The sequence below is a fragment of the Rhodococcus sp. NPDC060176 genome, assembly GCF_042728675.1.
GTDB lineage: Bacteria > Actinomycetota > Actinomycetes > Mycobacteriales > Mycobacteriaceae > Rhodococcus_F.
Genome location: NZ_JBHWYS010000002.1, coordinates 697,336 through 713,678, shown reverse-complemented (window position 1 = coordinate 713,678; position 16,343 = coordinate 697,336). Strand labels below are relative to the sequence as shown.

Annotated in this window: 15 protein-coding genes; 12 read left to right on the top strand and 3 right to left on the bottom strand. The window is 64.0% G+C overall.

Translation table 11 applies throughout. The annotated features are described in order from the left end of the window. Positions 1-54: 54 nt before the first annotated feature. Positions 55-924: a PhzF family phenazine biosynthesis protein gene (locus tag ACFWEM_RS11645; RefSeq protein ID WP_378533648.1), complete on the bottom strand. Its 870-nt coding sequence runs from the start codon at positions 922-924 to the stop codon at positions 55-57. Between the two features lie 121 nt (positions 925-1,045). Between ACFWEM_RS11645 and ACFWEM_RS11640 the strand changes: the two genes are divergently transcribed. Together ACFWEM_RS11640 and ACFWEM_RS11635 are read left to right on the top strand one after the other, a co-directional pair. Then, complete coding sequence (locus ACFWEM_RS11640; RefSeq protein WP_378449484.1) at positions 1,046-1,507, top strand: PPOX class F420-dependent oxidoreductase; 462 nt, start codon at positions 1,046-1,048, stop codon at positions 1,505-1,507. 220 nt (positions 1,508-1,727) lie between these two features. After that, on the top strand, positions 1,728-2,273 hold the full coding sequence (locus ACFWEM_RS11635; RefSeq protein WP_003942671.1) for an alpha/beta fold hydrolase: 546 nt from the start codon (positions 1,728-1,730) through the stop codon (positions 2,271-2,273). A 78-nt stretch (positions 2,274-2,351) separates the two neighbouring features. Here ACFWEM_RS11635 and mtr read toward each other — a convergent pair whose 3' ends face one another. Together mtr and ACFWEM_RS11625 are read right to left on the bottom strand one after the other, a co-directional pair. Further along, the gene (gene mtr, locus ACFWEM_RS11630; RefSeq protein WP_378533646.1) at positions 2,352-3,728 is read right to left on the bottom strand and encodes a mycothione reductase; all 1,377 of its coding nucleotides are present in this window, start codon (positions 3,726-3,728) and stop codon (positions 2,352-2,354) included. Continuing rightward, the gene (locus tag ACFWEM_RS11625; protein WP_378533644.1) at positions 3,725-4,774 is read right to left on the bottom strand and encodes an alpha/beta hydrolase; all 1,050 of its coding nucleotides are present in this window, start codon (positions 4,772-4,774) and stop codon (positions 3,725-3,727) included. The genes mtr and ACFWEM_RS11625 overlap by 4 nt, the downstream gene beginning before the upstream one ends. Before the next feature lie 146 nt (positions 4,775-4,920). Here ACFWEM_RS11625 and mqo point away from each other — a divergent pair, with 146 nt between their 5' ends. From mqo to ACFWEM_RS11575, 10 genes are all read left to right on the top strand, one after another. Then, complete coding sequence (gene mqo, locus ACFWEM_RS11620; RefSeq protein WP_378533642.1) at positions 4,921-6,459, top strand: malate dehydrogenase (quinone); 1,539 nt, start codon at positions 4,921-4,923, stop codon at positions 6,457-6,459. An 11-nt stretch (positions 6,460-6,470) separates the two neighbouring features. Beyond that, positions 6,471-6,947: a GNAT family N-acetyltransferase gene (locus ACFWEM_RS11615; RefSeq protein WP_003942808.1), complete on the top strand. Its 477-nt coding sequence runs from the start codon at positions 6,471-6,473 to the stop codon at positions 6,945-6,947. A 224-nt stretch (positions 6,948-7,171) separates the two neighbouring features. Beyond that, complete coding sequence (locus ACFWEM_RS11610; RefSeq protein ID WP_378533640.1) at positions 7,172-9,127, top strand: magnesium chelatase subunit D family protein; 1,956 nt, start codon at positions 7,172-7,174, stop codon at positions 9,125-9,127. Positions 9,128-9,148: 21 nt separating this feature from the next. Beyond that, positions 9,149-9,763, top strand: coding sequence for a cob(I)yrinic acid a,c-diamide adenosyltransferase (cobO, locus tag ACFWEM_RS11605; protein WP_019748043.1), 615 nt, complete (start codon positions 9,149-9,151; stop codon positions 9,761-9,763). Further along, positions 9,757-11,133, top strand: coding sequence for a cobyrinate a,c-diamide synthase (locus ACFWEM_RS11600; protein WP_378533638.1), 1,377 nt, complete (start codon positions 9,757-9,759; stop codon positions 11,131-11,133). The genes cobO and ACFWEM_RS11600 overlap by 7 nt, the downstream gene beginning before the upstream one ends. Further along, positions 11,117-11,530, top strand: a complete 414-nt coding sequence (locus tag ACFWEM_RS11595) for a cobalamin biosynthesis protein (protein ID WP_378533636.1) — start codon at positions 11,117-11,119, stop codon at positions 11,528-11,530. Before ACFWEM_RS11600 ends, ACFWEM_RS11595 begins: the two co-directional genes overlap by 17 nt. After that, positions 11,527-12,753, top strand: a complete 1,227-nt coding sequence (gene cobA, locus ACFWEM_RS11590) for a uroporphyrinogen-III C-methyltransferase (protein ID WP_283303818.1) — start codon at positions 11,527-11,529, stop codon at positions 12,751-12,753. Before ACFWEM_RS11595 ends, cobA begins: the two co-directional genes overlap by 4 nt. A 59-nt stretch (positions 12,754-12,812) precedes the next feature. Continuing rightward, complete coding sequence (locus ACFWEM_RS11585; RefSeq protein WP_378533634.1) at positions 12,813-14,279, top strand: MFS transporter; 1,467 nt, start codon at positions 12,813-12,815, stop codon at positions 14,277-14,279. Positions 14,280-14,359: 80 nt separating this feature from the next. Continuing rightward, on the top strand, positions 14,360-14,788 hold the full coding sequence (locus ACFWEM_RS11580) for a CBS domain-containing protein (RefSeq protein WP_378533632.1): 429 nt from the start codon (positions 14,360-14,362) through the stop codon (positions 14,786-14,788). A gap of 35 nt (positions 14,789-14,823) precedes the next feature. Then, entirely contained in the window at positions 14,824-16,332 is a 1,509-nt protein-coding gene (locus ACFWEM_RS11575; protein WP_378533630.1) for a YdiU family protein, read from the top strand. Positions 16,333-16,343: the final 11 nt, after the last annotated feature.

The following is a 16,343-nucleotide window of genomic DNA, read 5'->3' as shown; positions in this document are numbered from 1 at the left end:
GTGACGGTGTGGTGATGTAGACCTGCGGACCCGGAGAAACTCATCGCCGGGCAGCTACCGCGGATCGGTGATGGGCACGGCGGTGCCCGTGACCGCGATACCGCCGTCGACCGGGATCTCGACCGCGAGAACGCTGGGTCGCCCGACGTGTCGGCCCTGGTGGATGGTGATCCGGCGAGGAGTGGCCGCGGGTTCGAGTTTGCGCAGGTAACCGCCGGTCGACGCCGCTGCAGACCCGGTCGCGGGATCCTCGACGATGTTTCCGACCGGAAACAGATTTCGAGCTTCGAAGGTGTTGTCGTCGAGGGGATGCAGGATCGTCACCGTGCCCGCCCACCCCTGCGCGTCCATCAGAGTTCGCATTGCGGATGGATCGAAGGTGAACTCGTCGAACGTCCCCTGATCACGAAGTACAACGATCGGGTGCGTGTTGCCGGCGTACGAGAGCATGGCGGGATACCGCTGGTCCAGTGCAGACGAATCGACGCCGATCAGCCCGAGCAGTGCCGTCAACACGGCATGATCGATCGGCGTGACCGACGGTTCGACGCTGGTGAAGGTCGCGGTGGATCGCCCGTCTTCGTCGGTCGCCGTGTCGATGGATACCGGTCCGATCGGTGTTTCGAATGTGAAGGTCCCGCTGCCGTCGCGCTCGGTGAGTGCTACGGCTGTCGCGATGGTGGCATGACCGCAGAACGGTACTTCGGCGATGGGGGAGAAGTAGCGGATACGGCTGTGGCGCGGGTTGTCTCCGAGTGCCGGTTCGGTGAGAAACGCCGTCTCTGCATACCCGATTTCGGCTGCAACAGATTGTAATTCGGAGTCGTCGAGCCCACGGGCGTCGAGCAGCACGCCGGCCGGATTGCCGCCGGCGGGATCCGAACTGAACGCAGTCAGCCGGAGAATGTCGCGAGAATTTGCCATGTCGACCATCTTTGTCCGCCGCCGTCGATCGGGGGAAGAGCAGTCGCGCGATTGCGGTCCGCAATCTTCGAACTGGACTGCCTCCGGAACAAACCGGCCGCACGGCGTCGTTGGTGCAGTTATGAGCAATGACACAGGCACTGACGACGCGTTGTTCGCACTTGTGGCCGAGGGAAAGCAAGGCGTGCTGGCGACCGTCAAACGCGACGGCCGTCCGCAGCTTTCCAACATCATCTATCGATGGGACGTCGAGTCGAAGACGGCTTCGGTGTCCATCACCGCAGATCGTGCCAAGAGCCGTAATGCCCTGCGTGATCCGCGGGTTTCCCTCCACGTCAGCGCGCCCGACTTCTGGAGCTATGCCGTGATCGAAGGACTTGCCGTGGTGACACCCGCGGCGGCCGATCCTCACGACGAAGTGTCGGACGCACTGGTCGAGCTCTACCGGGACATCAGCGGTCAGGAGCATCCAGACTGGGAGGAGTACCGCGAAGCGATGGTGGCGGAGCGTCGACAGATCCTCACGGTGCGCGCTGACCACGTCTACGGAATGACGCGGCTCCCGAAGCCGTCCGGCACCTAGCCCCGCGCCCTCACTCGAGTTCGGACTGTTCGGACCACCCCCACTTCGAGCGAACGGTACGTCCGTCGCCTCAGATGCGCCGAAAGCCACTTTCGCTCAGTGGGGAGGTGGTGCAGAGCGAACAAATCGGACTCGCAGGCGGTGGTGAGAATGTATGAGTGGTCATACTTCTGTCGACTCCAGGGTCCTCCACAGTGTGGATCGCGTACCGTTTCCAGACATGGAATTGACTCGAGTAGCGGTGGGCAGTGGTTCGTGCACCGTTCGGATCGACGGGCCGGTCAGCAAGCATGCGGTACTCCTGCTCCCCGGCAAGGGCGACCCCGTCGACTTGTACGACGATGTGTGTGAGCGACTGCATCATTCGGATCTGCGGACCGTCGCGGTGGAATCGATCGAGAATCTCGACGAGACATCGGCAGTGGTACTTCTGGACGAGTTGAACATCGCCTGGGTGAACCTGGTCGGTCACCGGGAGGGAGCTGATCTCGCCTGGCTGTTGGCGGCACGGCAGTTCGGCCGCTTCGCGAGTCTGATCGCGGTGGACCGCGGACATCCGTCGGCGAGCGATATTGCCGGCGTTCCACCGGTCGAGGTTCCGACCACGGTCGTCGTGGGCAGTGGGGGTCGGGCCATTGCCGACGCCAGCGGTCGTTTCGTGTACTCCGATTTCCGCGTGACGGAACTTCCGGGTGTCGACGACGTCGTGAAGTCGGCGCCGGCCGAACTCGCAACCGAGATCGTGCTGCGTACCAGTCCCTGGTGAAACTCTGACCTGCGAAAAGGCGGGCACTCCCATTGCGCGGAGTGCCCGCCTTTTGTATGTCGTACGGGGTGCGGGGGCTCAGATGTCGAGGCCGAGCAGCGCGTTCTCGACTACTTCGGCCAGGGCCGGGTGGATCCAGTACTGGCCGCGCGCCATGTCCTGAGCTGACAAACCGAAGCTCATCGCCTGGATGAGCGGCTGGATCACCGTCGGAGCCTGCGTACCCATGACGTGGGCACCGAGAATGCGTCCGGTGCCGCGCTCGGCGATCACCTTGCAGACACCCTCCTGATCCTCCATCGCCCACCCGTACGCGACGTCTCCGTATGCCTGCACCTTGACGGTGATGTCGAGTCCGGCGTCGCGGGCCTGCTTCTCCGTCATGCCGACATCGGCGATCTGCGGGTCGGTGAACACTGCGGCGGGTACGAAGCGGTGGTCGGTGCTGCGAAGTCCGGACGTGTCCTTCCACGCATCCTGAAGCAGGTTGTGCTGAACGACTCGCGCTTCGTGATTGGCGACGTGCTTGAGCTGGTACGGCGACGAGACGTCACCGAGCGCGAAGACGCCCTCTGCGGTGGTGCGCTGGTATTCGTCGACCACGATCGAGCCCTTGTCGTCGAGCTCGACGCCGGCCTTGTCGAGACCTAGGAGGTCACCGTTCGGCTGACGACCCACCGCGACGAGGAGAACGTCACCGGAAACAACTGTGCCGTTTGCCAGTTCGACGGCGATGTTGTCGCCGTCACCGCGCACCGACGTGAGAGGCGAGCCCAGGTGAACGTCCCACTTCTGTTCGGCCAACTCGGTGAAACGCTCGGAGATCTCGTCGTCGAGGTGCCGCAGCAGTCGCTGGCTGCGACCGATGATCGACACGCGAGAACCCAACGCGGAGAACACGTGTGCGAATTCGGTGGCGATGAATCCGGAGCCGACGATGACCAGGTGCTCGGGAAGTTCAGGCAGTCGCATGATGTCTTCGTTGGTGTAGTACTTCACCCCACTCGACGCGATCTCTTCCGGGATGATCGGGCGTGACCCGGCCGCGATGACCACCTGATCGGCGGTGATCGTCTCGCCGGTTCCGGTGTCGATCGTCTTCTCGCCGGTGAACGTCGCGTGGCCGCGGTAAACGGTGGTGTTGGGGCTGTCTTCGCTGCGATACCGCTCGCCACCTGCAGAAATGGGATCGATGCGGCCGAAGACGCGCTTGACGATGTCGGACCAACGGACGCCGTCGAGCGTGGCGTCGACGCCGTACTTCTCGGCAGTGGTGATGGTGCGTGCCACCTCGGCGGCGTAGACGAACATCTTGGTCGGGATGCATCCGACATTGAGGCACGTGCCGCCGAACGTGCCCTCTTCGAGGATTGCGATCTTCTTGCCGTCGAACCGCTCGTCGGGCAGCGAGTTTCCGGATCCGCTGCCGATGATTGCAAGGTCGTAGTGCGTCACTGCGCGATCTCCTGTGTGTTGCTTGCGGTGCTTGCCGAACTTTCTACCGCCTGCGTGAGGTGGCCGTCGAGCCACTCCAGCCACAGGTCGAGTTCGGAAAAGGCTGTGGCCAAGGGCTTCTCGGTGGACAGGAACACGTCGTGACGGGCGCCGTCGATCGGGACGATGCTGGTGCGATCGCCGAGGCAACCGGCCCAACGTGCGATCTGCTTGACGTCGAGCACGGAATCCGCCAGGTCGACGCTCGGGTTGTACGCCTTGGCGAACTGCGACTTCTTCGAGCGCAGAATCAGTGCAGGCACCCCGATGTCGAGGCCGCGGTGCAGTTTTGCGTGACCCGCTCGGACGGCCCGCATCCAGCCGAAGGTGACGGGGCAGCCGGCCAGCGGCTTCCAGTCGAGGTTGTAATCCCAGACTCCGTTGGCCGAAACGTGAAGACTGGAACCGTAAGTCGGTAGCCCGGTGCCGGGGATCACGGTCTTTGCCGAGACCCGACCGAGGGCGTCGATCGCGGTGGTACCGACGTTGCGAACCATCGAAGGTCCCTGAAGGTCGAACCAGGGGCTGTTGAGGACGAGACCGCAGATTCCGGCGCCTGCGCTGCCACCGGGCTTGCGCTGCAACCGGTTCAGCCACAGCGGAACGATCAGACCACCGGTGGAGTGCGCCATGAGCAGCACCTCGCTGCCGTCGGTCTCGTTGCCCACGATGCGCAGCGCCTCGTTCAGTTCGGCGTCGTAGAGCGCGAGGTCGGAGACGTAGTGCGCTGTGTGTCCCGGCTTGAGGGACCGGCCGCACTTACGCAGGTCGAGTGCAAAGAAGGCGTAGCCCTGCTCGGCGAAGTGCTCGGCAAGGTGCTTCTGGAAGAAGTAATCGGTGAAACCGTGCACGTACAAAACGGCACGGCGTGTCTTCACCGCCTCCTTCTGCGGTTGGTAGCGGACCAGTGTCGCGTCCACCTCGCCTTCGCCGTCCGGATCCGTTCCGAGCGGGATCGTCAGCTGCTGATATCCGTCACCGAGGACGTCTGGAACCCAAGTAGTCACAAATCACAATCTAATCGTCGTTTCGAGTGCGCGTTGTAGAGCACAATTGGGGGTGGTGAACCGCGCGTGTACGCACGGGTAACCTGTTCGGCGTAACACAGCAGGCGGATGCGCGCACGGCTAATGACAAGGAAGTCGATTCTCCAGTGTCGAATCAGAACGCGGTAGAGACGAAGACGGATGTAGTGCTCGTGGGCGCAGGCATCATGAGTGCCACGCTGGGCGCATTGCTGCGCCAGCTGCAGCCCGATTGGTCGATCTCGACCTTCGAGCGGCTCGATGCCGTCGCAGCCGAGAGCAGCGACCCCTGGAACAACGCGGGAACCGGTCACTCCGCCCTGTGTGAGCTCAATTACACTCCGGAGAACTCGGACGGCACGGTCGACATCAAGAAGGCCGTCAACGTCAACGAGCAGTTCCAGGTGTCCCGCCAGTTCTGGGCGCACGCGGTCGAGCAGGGCGTCCTGACTCAGCCCAAGGAATTCATCAACCCCATCGCTCACGTGAGCTTCGTTCACGGTGAGGCCAACGCCAAGTACCTGCGTGCTCGCTACGACGCACTTGCCGGCCACACGCTCTTCCGCGGTATGGAGTACATCGACGATCCGGCCGAGTTCAGCAAGCGTTTGCCGCTCATGGCCAAGGGACGCGACTTCTCCGATCCCGTCGCACTGAACTGGAGCCAGGACGGCACCGACGTCGATTTCGGAGCGCTCACCAAGCAGCTCATCGGCTACATCGGTAAGACCGGCGGCAAGATGTACTTCGGTCACGAGGTCACCAACCTGACCCAGAACTCGGACAAGTCGTGGACCGTCAAGGTCACCAACCGTCGTACCGGTGAAAAGCGCACCGTTCGCTCGCGCTTCGTGTTCGTCGGCGCTGGTGGTGGCGCCCTGCACCTGCTGCAGAAGTCGGGCATCAAGGAAGCCAAGGGCTTCGGCGGCTTCCCGGTCAGCGGTGCCTTCTTGCGATGCACCAACCCCGAACTCATCGACCAGCACAGCGCCAAGGTTTACGGCAAGGCCGCCGTCGGCGCCCCGCCCATGTCGGTGCCGCACCTCGACACCCGTGTCATCGGCAACAAGCCGGGTCTGCTGTTCGGTCCCTACGCCGGTTGGTCGCCGAAGTTCCTCAAGCAGGGTCGCGTCACGGACTTGCCCGGCTCGGTCAAGCCCAACAACATTCTCTCGATGCTCGGCGTCGGCGTCAGCGAGCTCGGCCTGGTCAAGTACCTGGTGAGCGAACTCGCCAAGAACGAGGCCGGTCGTGTCTGGGATCTGCGTGAATTCGCGCCCAAGGCGCAGGCGCAGGACTGGGAACTGATCACCGCAGGCCAGCGTGTCCAGGTGATCCGCCGGGCCAAGGGCAAGGGCGGCGTCCTCGAATTCGGTACCGCTGTGGTCGCCGCTGAGGACGGTTCCATCGCTGGTCTGCTCGGTGCTTCGCCCGGTGCTTCCACTGCCGTCCCGGCGATGCTGGACGTACTCGAGCGCTGCTTCCCGACCGAGTTCCAGGGCTGGAAGGGCAAGCTTCGCGAGATGGTTCCGTCCATCGGCGTCAAGCTCACCGACAACGAGGGCCTGTTCAACCAGGTGTGGGATTGGTCTTCGAAGGTCCTCGAGCTCGATTCCGCCGGTGCTTCCGGATCGGCTCCGGTCGCGGATACCGCCGCGACTGTGTGATAGTCCAACCCATGACGGCAACAGCAGCTTTGAAGCGTTCATGGGCACTCGATCTCGACAACAAGACGTTCTACGAGTTGTTGAAGCTTCGAGTGGAGGTCTTTGTCGTCGAGCAGGCCTGCCCGTATCCCGAGTTGGACGGGCGGGACCTGCTGACGGAGACGCGTCACTTCTGGCTCGAGCAGGACGGCCAGGTGGTGTGCACACTCCGTCTGCTCGAAGAGCACGACGACGGCAACAAGAGCTTCAGAATCGGACGTCTCTGCACGTCGCGTCAGGCGCGCGGCCAGGGCCACACGACCCGCCTCCTGCAGGCCGCATTGGCCGAGGTCGGTGAAGCGCCGTGCCGGATCAATGCGCAGACCTACCTGGTCGAGATGTACGCCAAGCACGGATTCAAGGCCGACGGCGAAGAGTTCATCGAAGACGGCATCCCGCACACCCCGATGCGTCGTGGTGGGGGAGAGCCCTTCGTGGCTGTCAGCTAGTTTGTTCGAGATTTGACCCTGGTCGGCTCATGGGAAAGTGAGCCGACTAGGGTTTTTTCGATACCGAATGCTCGCGGGGAAGTCCTGTTCGATTCAGGCGCGGTCCCGCCACTGTGAAAGATCTCTCCTCTACTGATCGTCCGGGAGATCTCAGCCAGGTTGCCGCGACATTCGAGTGCAGCCAAATTCTCGGCGAGGAAACCGAGAGGTGGAGGGATATCGACGTGCGAAGTGAAGAAGATCGACCAGTGGCGGGCTTCCCGTTCAGTGCTGTGGTCGGCCAGGATCAATTGCGATTGGCGCTGATCCTGTGTGCCGTGCATCCGGGGATTGGTGGAGTCCTGGTTCGCGGTGAGAAGGGAACTGCCAAGTCGACGGTCGTGCGCGCGCTGACTGCGCTGCTGCCGGCGGTCGACGACGCCGGAACGACGCGACCGGCCCGCTTGGTGGAACTGCCCGTCGGCGCCACCGAAGACCGGGTGATCGGGTCCATCGATCTCGAGAAGGTTCTCCGTGACGGGGAACGCGCTTTCCAACCTGGACTTCTCGCGGCCGCTCACCAGGGCGTTCTGTACGTCGACGAGGTGAATCTGCTTCACGACCACCTGGTCGACGTGCTTCTCGACGCCGCGGCGATGGGACGGGTTCACATCGAGCGTGACGGCATCTCCCATTCGCATCCGGCCAAGTTCGTACTCGTCGGCACGATGAATCCCGAAGAGGGAGAACTGCGTCCGCAGTTGTTGGACCGTTTCGGTCTGGCGGTCGATGTCGCAGCTTCCCGCGACGTCGACGTTCGCATGGAAGTGGTGCGTCGCCGCCTCGACTACGAGCGTGACCCCGAGGCATTTGCCGCTCGGTACGAATCAGCCGATCAAGAGTTGGCAGCCGAAATCCTCACGGCGCGTGAAAAACTGGACTCCGTTGAGTTGAGCAATCGGGAGCTGCGACGTATCGCCTCACTGTGTGCGTCGTTCGACGTCGACGGAATGCGCGCCGACTTGGTGCTCGCGCGCACCGCGACCGCCCATGCCGCGTGGCGAGGCGACAGTGAGGTCACTGCGGAGGACGTGCGAGTAGCGGCGGAACTGACGCTGCCGCATCGCCGCCGCCGTGACCCGTTCGACGAGCCCGGCTTGGATCAGCAGCAGTTGGACGATGCACTCGAGCAGGCTGATCAGGATGCCCAGTCGCAGGTCGAGGACGACGCGCGCGACGGGGAGCCCGAACCTCCCGAGAATCCCGACGGTCGTGGCCCGGACGAAGACGGTGGCCCGGAAGAGGGTGGACCCGAAGACGGCGGTCCAGACGATGAGGGCCCAGACGATGACGGCCCTGACGGACCAGGTGGGGGAGTACGCGCTACTGAGCGACCCTCGGCTCCGCCCGCCGGCGAGTTCAAGGCCAAGCTCCTCGAGGTCCCTGGCGTCGGCGAAGGTGCTCCGGGACGCCGCTCGCGATCCATGTCGTCCCGCGGACGGGTAGTGCGATCCACCCGGGAGCGCGGTCATGGGCTGCATTTGACGAGCACGGTCTTCGCCGCAGCCGAGTCCCAAGTTGCGCGCGGTCGTACTGCGGGGCGGCTGCGACTGGCACCTGATGATCTTCGCGGCGCGATTCGTGAAGGGCGAGAAGGAAATCTGATCGTCTTTGTTGTCGACGCCTCGGGGTCGATGGCAGCTCGCGATCGGCTCTCCGCGGTCACCGGTGCGGTCGTCTCGCTGCTCCGCGATGCCTACCAGCGCCGCGACAAGGTCGCCGTCATCACTGTTCGCGGCCGCGAAGCGGAACTCGTCCTGCCGCCGACGTCTTCGGTGGACATCGCCGTTCGCCGTCTGCAGTCCATGCGTACCGGCGGCAAATCCCCACTCGCAGAAGGATTCCTGCGCGCCCGCGAGGTGGTTCTGCGTGAGCGCCTTCGTGACCCGCAGCGCCGCGCCCTCGTCGTCACGCTCACCGACGGCCGGGCTACCGGTGGCAAGGACGCGCTGCATCGCGCCCGCGTCGCCGCGCATCTTCTTGCCGACGCGTCCGTCGCGTCCATCGTCGTCGACTGCGAGACCGGCCTCGTTCGTCTGGGCTTGGCGGCCGAGTTGGCCCGAGAACTACGTGGCGGATACGTCCGCCTTGCCGAATTGTCAGCGCAGCAGGTCGCGGGTGTCGTCCGCGCCGCAGCCTAGATCCCAGCTCAGGAGTTCACGATGCCCAAGGGTGTTCCCGAGACAGTCCCCGACGACGGTCTGACCACGCGTCAGCGTCGTAACGCACCGGTGCTCGCCGTGCACACCGGCCCTGGGAAGGGTAAGTCCACTGCCGCTTTCGGCATGGCGCTGCGCGCCTGGAACCAGGGGTTCGACATCGGCGTCTTCCAATTCGTGAAGAGTGCCAAGTGGAAGGTCGGTGAGGAAGCCGCATTCCGCGCTCTCGGAAACTTGCACGACGAAACCGGCGTCGGTGGGCCGGTGCAGTGGCACAAGATGGGCGAAGGCTGGTCATGGACACGCAAGGCCGGTAGCGAAGAAGACCATGCCGCTGCCGCCGCTGAGGGTTGGCAGGAGATCGCGAGAAGGCTTGCAGGCGAGGAACATCGATTCTATGTCCTCGACGAGTTCACCTATCCGCTCAAGTGGGGCTGGGTCGACGTCGACGAGGTCGTGCAGACACTGCGCGATCGTCCGGGCAACCAGCACGTTGTCATCACGGGACGCGACGCCCCGCAGGCGTTGATCGACGCCGCCGACCTCGTAACCGAGATGACCAAGATCAAGCACCCCATGGATGCCGGCCGAAAGGGCCAACGGGGCATCGAATGGTGAGTGTTTCCACGCCGGCCGTGGTGATTGCCGCCCCTGCCTCGGGTAGCGGAAAAACCACGGTGGCAACGGGATTGATCGGTGCGCTCCGGCGGTCCGGCAGCAGCGTCGCGCCTTTCAAAGTGGGGCCGGACTACATCGATCCGGGTTATCACGGGCTCGCAGCGGGTCGACCTGGACGCAACCTCGACACTGTCCTGGTGGGCCCGGATCGCATCGGCCCGCTCTACCGGCACGGAACAGGCGGCTGCGACATCGCAGTGGTCGAAGGTGTCATGGGCTTGTTCGACGGCAAGATCGACGAGGCCAACTCGCAGCCGTCGGCCGAAGGATCGACGGCGCAGGTCGCGTCGATCCTCGGTGCGCCGGTGGTTCTCGTGATCGACGCCCGTGGACACAGTCAGAGTCTGGCCGCCGTACTGCACGGCTTCGCGACGTACGACGCGGGTGTGCGGATCGGCGGCGTCATCCTCAATCGTGTGGGCAGTGCTCGCCACGAACAGGTGTTGCGGCACGCGTGCGACAAGGTCGGCGTCGCGGTGCTCGGAGTTGTACCGCGGTTGACGGAACTCGAAGTTCCCTCCCGTCATCTCGGGTTGATTCCGGCGGCAGAGCACGGCGCGGCCGCCGTGGCCGCGGTGGACGCGATGTCCGACCTGATTGCCTCGCACGTCGATCTCGGCGCTGTTCGCGAGCTGGCCGCATCGAACGTGAGTTCAGGTGCGTGGGATCCGGTTGCCGAAGTCGGCGAACACGGCGACTCTCGGCCTGTGATCGCCATGGCTGGTGGACCCGCCTTCACCTTCGGCTACGCCGAGCACCGAGAACTGCTGTCCGCTGCCGGCGCCGACGTCCAGGTGTTCGATCCGATGCACGACGAGCTTCCCGCACGAACTGCCGCTCTGGTCCTTCCCGGCGGTTTCCCGGAAGAGCACGCGGTAGATCTTGCGGCCAATACCGTTCTGCTGCAGCAGGTTCGTGACCTGGCGGACGGCGGTGCGCCGATCCATGCGGAGTGTGCCGGTCTGCTCTACCTTGCTCGCAGCCTGGACGGTCACAGCATGGCCGGTGTTGTCGGGGTGGATGCGAGGTTCGGGAAACGCCTGACCCTCGGGTACCGGGAAGCGGTCGCGATCAGCGGATCGAGCCTCTTCGACCCCGGCGCCCGCGTCACCGGGCACGAGTTCCACCGGACCTCGCTGGTCTCGGCCGACGCCGACGGGTGTGCAAGTGCATGGGGTTGGCGGCCGTGGGACGGCGGCAGCGTCCGCGAGGGATTCATTCGCGGCGGTGTCCACGCGTCGTATCTGCATACTCATCCGGTGGGCCAACCCGAATCGATCGCGAAGTTCGTCGATGCCGCCCGAGGATGACCTCTGTCTTGGCATTGGATTCACGACGAGTGCCACCGCGAAGGACATCGTCGCTGCGGTGAACGCCGTACTGCGAGGGCGATGGAAAATCGTGGTACTCGCCACTGCGACGGCAAAAGCCGAGTCCCCGGCTCTGCTGGCAGCGGCCGATGAACTGAACGTCCCGATTGTCGTTTTTGCACCGGACGTGCTTGCGCGCGTTCAGGTTCCGTCGCCGTCATCTCGCGTCGAGAACGCGATCGGGACGGCGAGCGTCGCGGAAGCGGCTGCGATCCTCGCGTCCGGGGGCGGCAGGCTCGTGCTGGCCAAGACTGCCAGGGATGGAGTGACCGTAGCCGCGGCCCGTAAAGTTCCCTCCAGCTTGAACAATTCTGACGACGAAACGGAGTGCGAGTGAGCGAGTCCACCGCAGACGAGACCAACTACCTGGTCGGCCTCAACCTGACCGATCGACGCGTGGTCGTGTTCGGCGGTGGCACGGTGGCTCAGCGCCGTCTCGGACTGCTTGTCGCATCCGGTGCCCGTGTTCACGTCATCAGCCGCGCGTTCACTCCAGCGGTCGAAGGCATGGCCACGGCCGGGCAGATCACGGTCGAAGAGCGTCCGTACGCAGATGGTGACCTCGAAGGTGCGTGGTACGCCATCGCGTCGACCGACGAACCGGAAACCAATGCGGCGATCGTCGCCGAAGCGGAGCGTCGCCACATCTTCTGCGTGCGGGCCGACAACGCGAAGCACGGCACGGCGGTAACTCCCGCCAGCGCCGAGTACGACGGTATGAGCATCGGAATTCTGGCCGGCGGCGATCACCGTCGTTCGGCAGCGGTCCGCACCGCCGTCGTCGAAGGTCTTCAGTCCGGCGTACTAGCCGATACGGCCGAGCCTGCCGCTGCGGGCGTAGCCCTCGTCGGTGGCGGCCCCGGTGACCCCGATCTGATCACCGTGCGCGGGCGCCGGTTGCTCGCTCGCGCCGACGTCGTCGTCGCCGACCGATTGGCTCCACCCGAGTTGCTCGCCGAACTTGGTCCGGACGTCGAGGTCATCGACGCCGCGAAGATTCCGTACGGCCGCGCCATGGCTCAGGAGGCCATCAACGCCGCGCTGATCGACAACGCCAAGGCCGGAAAGTTCGTCGTCCGACTCAAGGGCGGGGACCCGTACGTCTTCGGGCGGGGGTACGAAGAACTCGAAGCGTGCGCCGCCGCCGGCGTTCCGGTGACCGTAGTGCCCGGAATCACGAGCGCGATCTCGGTCCCGTCGGCCGCAGGCATCCCGGTCACCCACCGCGGCGTCACCCACGAGTTCGTCGTCGTGAGTGGGCACGTGGCTCCGGATCATCCGGATTCGCTGGTCGACTGGTCGGCGCTGGCCAAGCTGCGCGGCACGATCGTGCTGCTCATGGCGGTCGAGCGCATCGATCAGTTCGCCAAGGCGCTCGTCGACGGTGGACGCCCGGCAACCACTCCGGTCATCGTCATCCAAGAGGGCACACTTCGTACTCAGCGTGAGGTCCGTGCCGATCTCGCGACCGTTGCTCAGCGCGTCAAGGACGAGGAGATCAAGCCTCCGGCGATCATCGTGATCGGGCCGGTCGCGGGCTTTTCTGTCGACGCTGGGTAACGTGAAGTCTTGTGTCTGATTCCCTGAGATCCGAAAACGCTGCTGGGTCCGAAAACACCATGACGAAGTACCCCGTGGCAACACGGGCATTCGGACTGGCGATCATCGTCTTGAGCGGTATGCAGTTGATGATGGTGCTCGACGGCACGGTGGCGTCGTTGGCCTTGGCTCGGATCCAGGAGGACCTCGATCTCAGCGACTCCGGTCGGAACTGGGTCATCACTTCATACGCACTGACCTTCGGCGGACTGATGCTGCTGGGCGGCCGGCTGGGTGACACCTTCGGGCGCAAGAAGGTGTTCCTCAGCGGAGTCATCTTGTTCACGCTCGCTTCGCTGGCATGTGGTTTGGCTACCAACGAAGCGATGTTGGTGGCGGCCAGATCGGTCCAGGGCGTCGGCGCAGCGATCGCCTCACCCACTGCGTTGGCACTCGTGGCGACGACTTTCGCGCCCGGCCCCGTAAGGAATCAGGCCATCGCGATCTTTGCTGCCATGACCGGAATCGGTTCGGTGACAGGGCTGATCATCGGCGGTGCACTCACCGAGGTTTCATGGCGGTGGATCTTCCTGATCAACGTCCCCATCGGACTGATGATCATCGGGTTTGCATTCAAGGCCTTGGTCGAGACCGGAGCTGAGCGACTCAAGCTGGATGTGCCAGGGGCAATTCTTGCGACTGTGGGCTGCACCGGAATCGTTTTCGGGTTCACCGAAGGCCCCGAGATGGGTTGGACCAGTCCTGCGGTTTTGGGTGCTCTCATCGGGGGAGTCGCACTGTTCGTCGTCTTCCTCCTGGTCGAACGGCGCGCCGAGAATCCACTGTTGCCGTTCAGCCTCTTCAAGAACAAGAACCGCGTCTTCACGTTCATTTCACTCGCCTTGATCGGTGCCGTCATGTTTTCGCTGGCGCCGTTCGTGGCGCTCTTCGTCCAGGACATCCTCGGGTACAGCCCGTTGCACGCGGGTCTGGCTTTTGTGCCTTTCGCGTTCGGGCTGGGTGCGGCAGCATTCGTCGCGTCCAAACTTGCTGTTCGCGTACAGGCACGATGGCTGATCGTGACGGGTTCGCTGCTGACGTTCGTGGGACTTCTGTACGGGTCGACGTTGGACGAGACGACCACATACATGGGCAATCTCTTTGTTCTCGTCGTGGGAATCGGCTTCGGTGTGGGTTTGGCCGTCGTTCCCCTGCCGCTGTGCGCTATCGCGGGTGTTGGCCCACAGGACATCGGTCCGTTGACCGCAATCGCACAGGTTGCGCAAGTTCTGTTCGGTCCCGTCGGACTTGCGATCGTGGGTGCGATGGCGACGTCACGAACCCTCTCGCTCGGAGGTGTGAGCGGAGTCGCTGCAGACATGACTCCCTCGCAGTTGTCGGCGCTGAGCGAAGGCTACGTCTTCGCCCTCTTCGGTTGCGCGATCTTCGCGGCCTTGGCAGCGATCTCCGCACTGTTCATCAAGTTCACTCCCGCTCAGGTTGCCCAGGCGCAGGCGGCGGAGAAGGCAGCTCAGGGAATCGCCTGATCAGTCCTGTTTATCCGCTTCGCTAGCCGATACGATCGTTGCAGGACGTGCCGAGAGTCTCGACGAATCGGGGTGCCGTGATGCGGATCGCGGACATATTGCGAAACAAGGGCAACAGCATCGTCACCATTGACGCCCACACGACGGTGAACGGGTTGCTGTGCGACCTCGCTCGTCACAACATCGGCGCCATGGTGGTGATCGACGATGGTGCGGTTGTCGGGATCATTTCCGAACGAGACGTCGTTCGACGCCTGCACGAGCGCGGACCTGATCTTCTCGGCACACCGGTCTCCGAGGTCATGACGGCCCTGATGTACACGTGCATTCCGGCAGACGCCGTGGACAGCATTGCCGCGATCATGACCGAGCGTCGAATCCGCCACCTGCCGGTGATCGAGGACGGCAGCCTGCTCGGCATCGTGAGTATCGGGGACGTGGTGAAGAGTCGCATCGACGAGCTCAAGAGTGAACGCGATCAACTGGAGTCGTACATCGATCAGGGCTGATCGATAGGTCGTCTCACGGTGACTACTCTCGTGTGATGGCTGCAATCGAGGAATCCACAGCAGACCCGGTCACCATCGTGGCCGGCCTGGAGAGCACCTTCGCTGACGAACTGGGCGCTCTGACCGTGCCGTGGCATGGTGCTGCCGCGCCTGACCCGCAATTGCTCGTTGTGAACGAGCGGCTGGCTGCGTCGTTGAGATTGGACGTGACAGCGCTGCGAAGTGTGGACGGGGTTGGCGTCTTGTCCGGGGCGACGGTGCCGGTCGGGGCCACACCGGTGGCGATGGCGTACGCGGGTCATCAGTTCGGTGGATACGCACCAATTCTCGGGGACGGTCGGGCGTTGTTACTCGGTGAGCTCGTGAGCAGCGACGGTCAGCGAGTGGACCTGCATCTGAAGGGCTCCGGGCCCACGCCGTTCTCTCGGGGCGGAGACGGGTATGCGGTCGTCGGGCCGATGCTGCGCGAATATCTGGTCAGTGAGGCGATGTATGCCCTCGGTATCCCCACTACGCGCGCGCTGTCGGTGGTGGCGACGGGTCGGCACGTTCGCCGCAGCGGCGCCGAACCCGGAGCTGTGCTTGCACGGGTTGCGTCGAGCCATCTTCGAGTGGGGACCTTCGAGTTCGCGGCCCGGCAGGGCGAGGTCTTGCAGCCGCTCGCCGACTACGCGATCGCCCGCCACGACCCGGAGTTGACCGAACTGCCCGCAACGGGGGCGAACAATCGCTACCTGAGGTTCTTCGAGGCGGTGGTCGAGGCGCAGGCGTCACTGGTGGCGAGGTGGATGCTCGTCGGTTTCGTACACGGGGTCATGAACACCGACAACACGACAATTTCGGGGGAGACCATCGATTACGGTCCGTGCGCCTTCCTCGACGCCTTCGATCCGGCGGCGGTGTTCAGCTCGATCGACCACGGCGGCCGCTATGCGTTCGGCAATCAGCCCGGTGTCTTGAAGTGGAATCTGGCGCGCCTCGCGGAAACACTGTTGCCGCTGATCGATTCCACACCCGATGATGCGATTTCCGCGGTGTCAGCAGTTCTCGACACCTTCGACGAGCGCTATGAGGACCACTACGCGGCCGGTATGGCGGCAAAGCTCGGTTTGGCCCTGCCGATTGTCGATCGGACGCTTGTCGACGATCTGCTGACGTTGTTGGCGGAACACGGTGCTGATTGGACGGGCAGTTTCCGCGTTCTCGCCGACGAATTGCGCGGAAATTCGGCGCCCCTCGACCAACTCGTGCCACGGGAGCACATCGCGCCGTGGTTGCAGCGGTGGCGCGGCGCCCTGGCGGAACAGGGACATGGGGCTGTGGAGACCGCTCGCGCGATGGATCGCGTCAACCCGCTGTACATTCCGCGCAATCATCAGCTCGATGCTGCCCTGCGCGCCGCGAACGACGGAGACCTCGTTCCATTCGAGAAGCTGCTGGAAGTGGTCACGCACCCGTTCGACCGGCGCGACGAGTGGGCTGCCTACACCGAGGCGGCCCCGCAGTCCTTCAGCGAGACGTTCCAAACCTTCTGCGGCACTTGACAGACAGACGA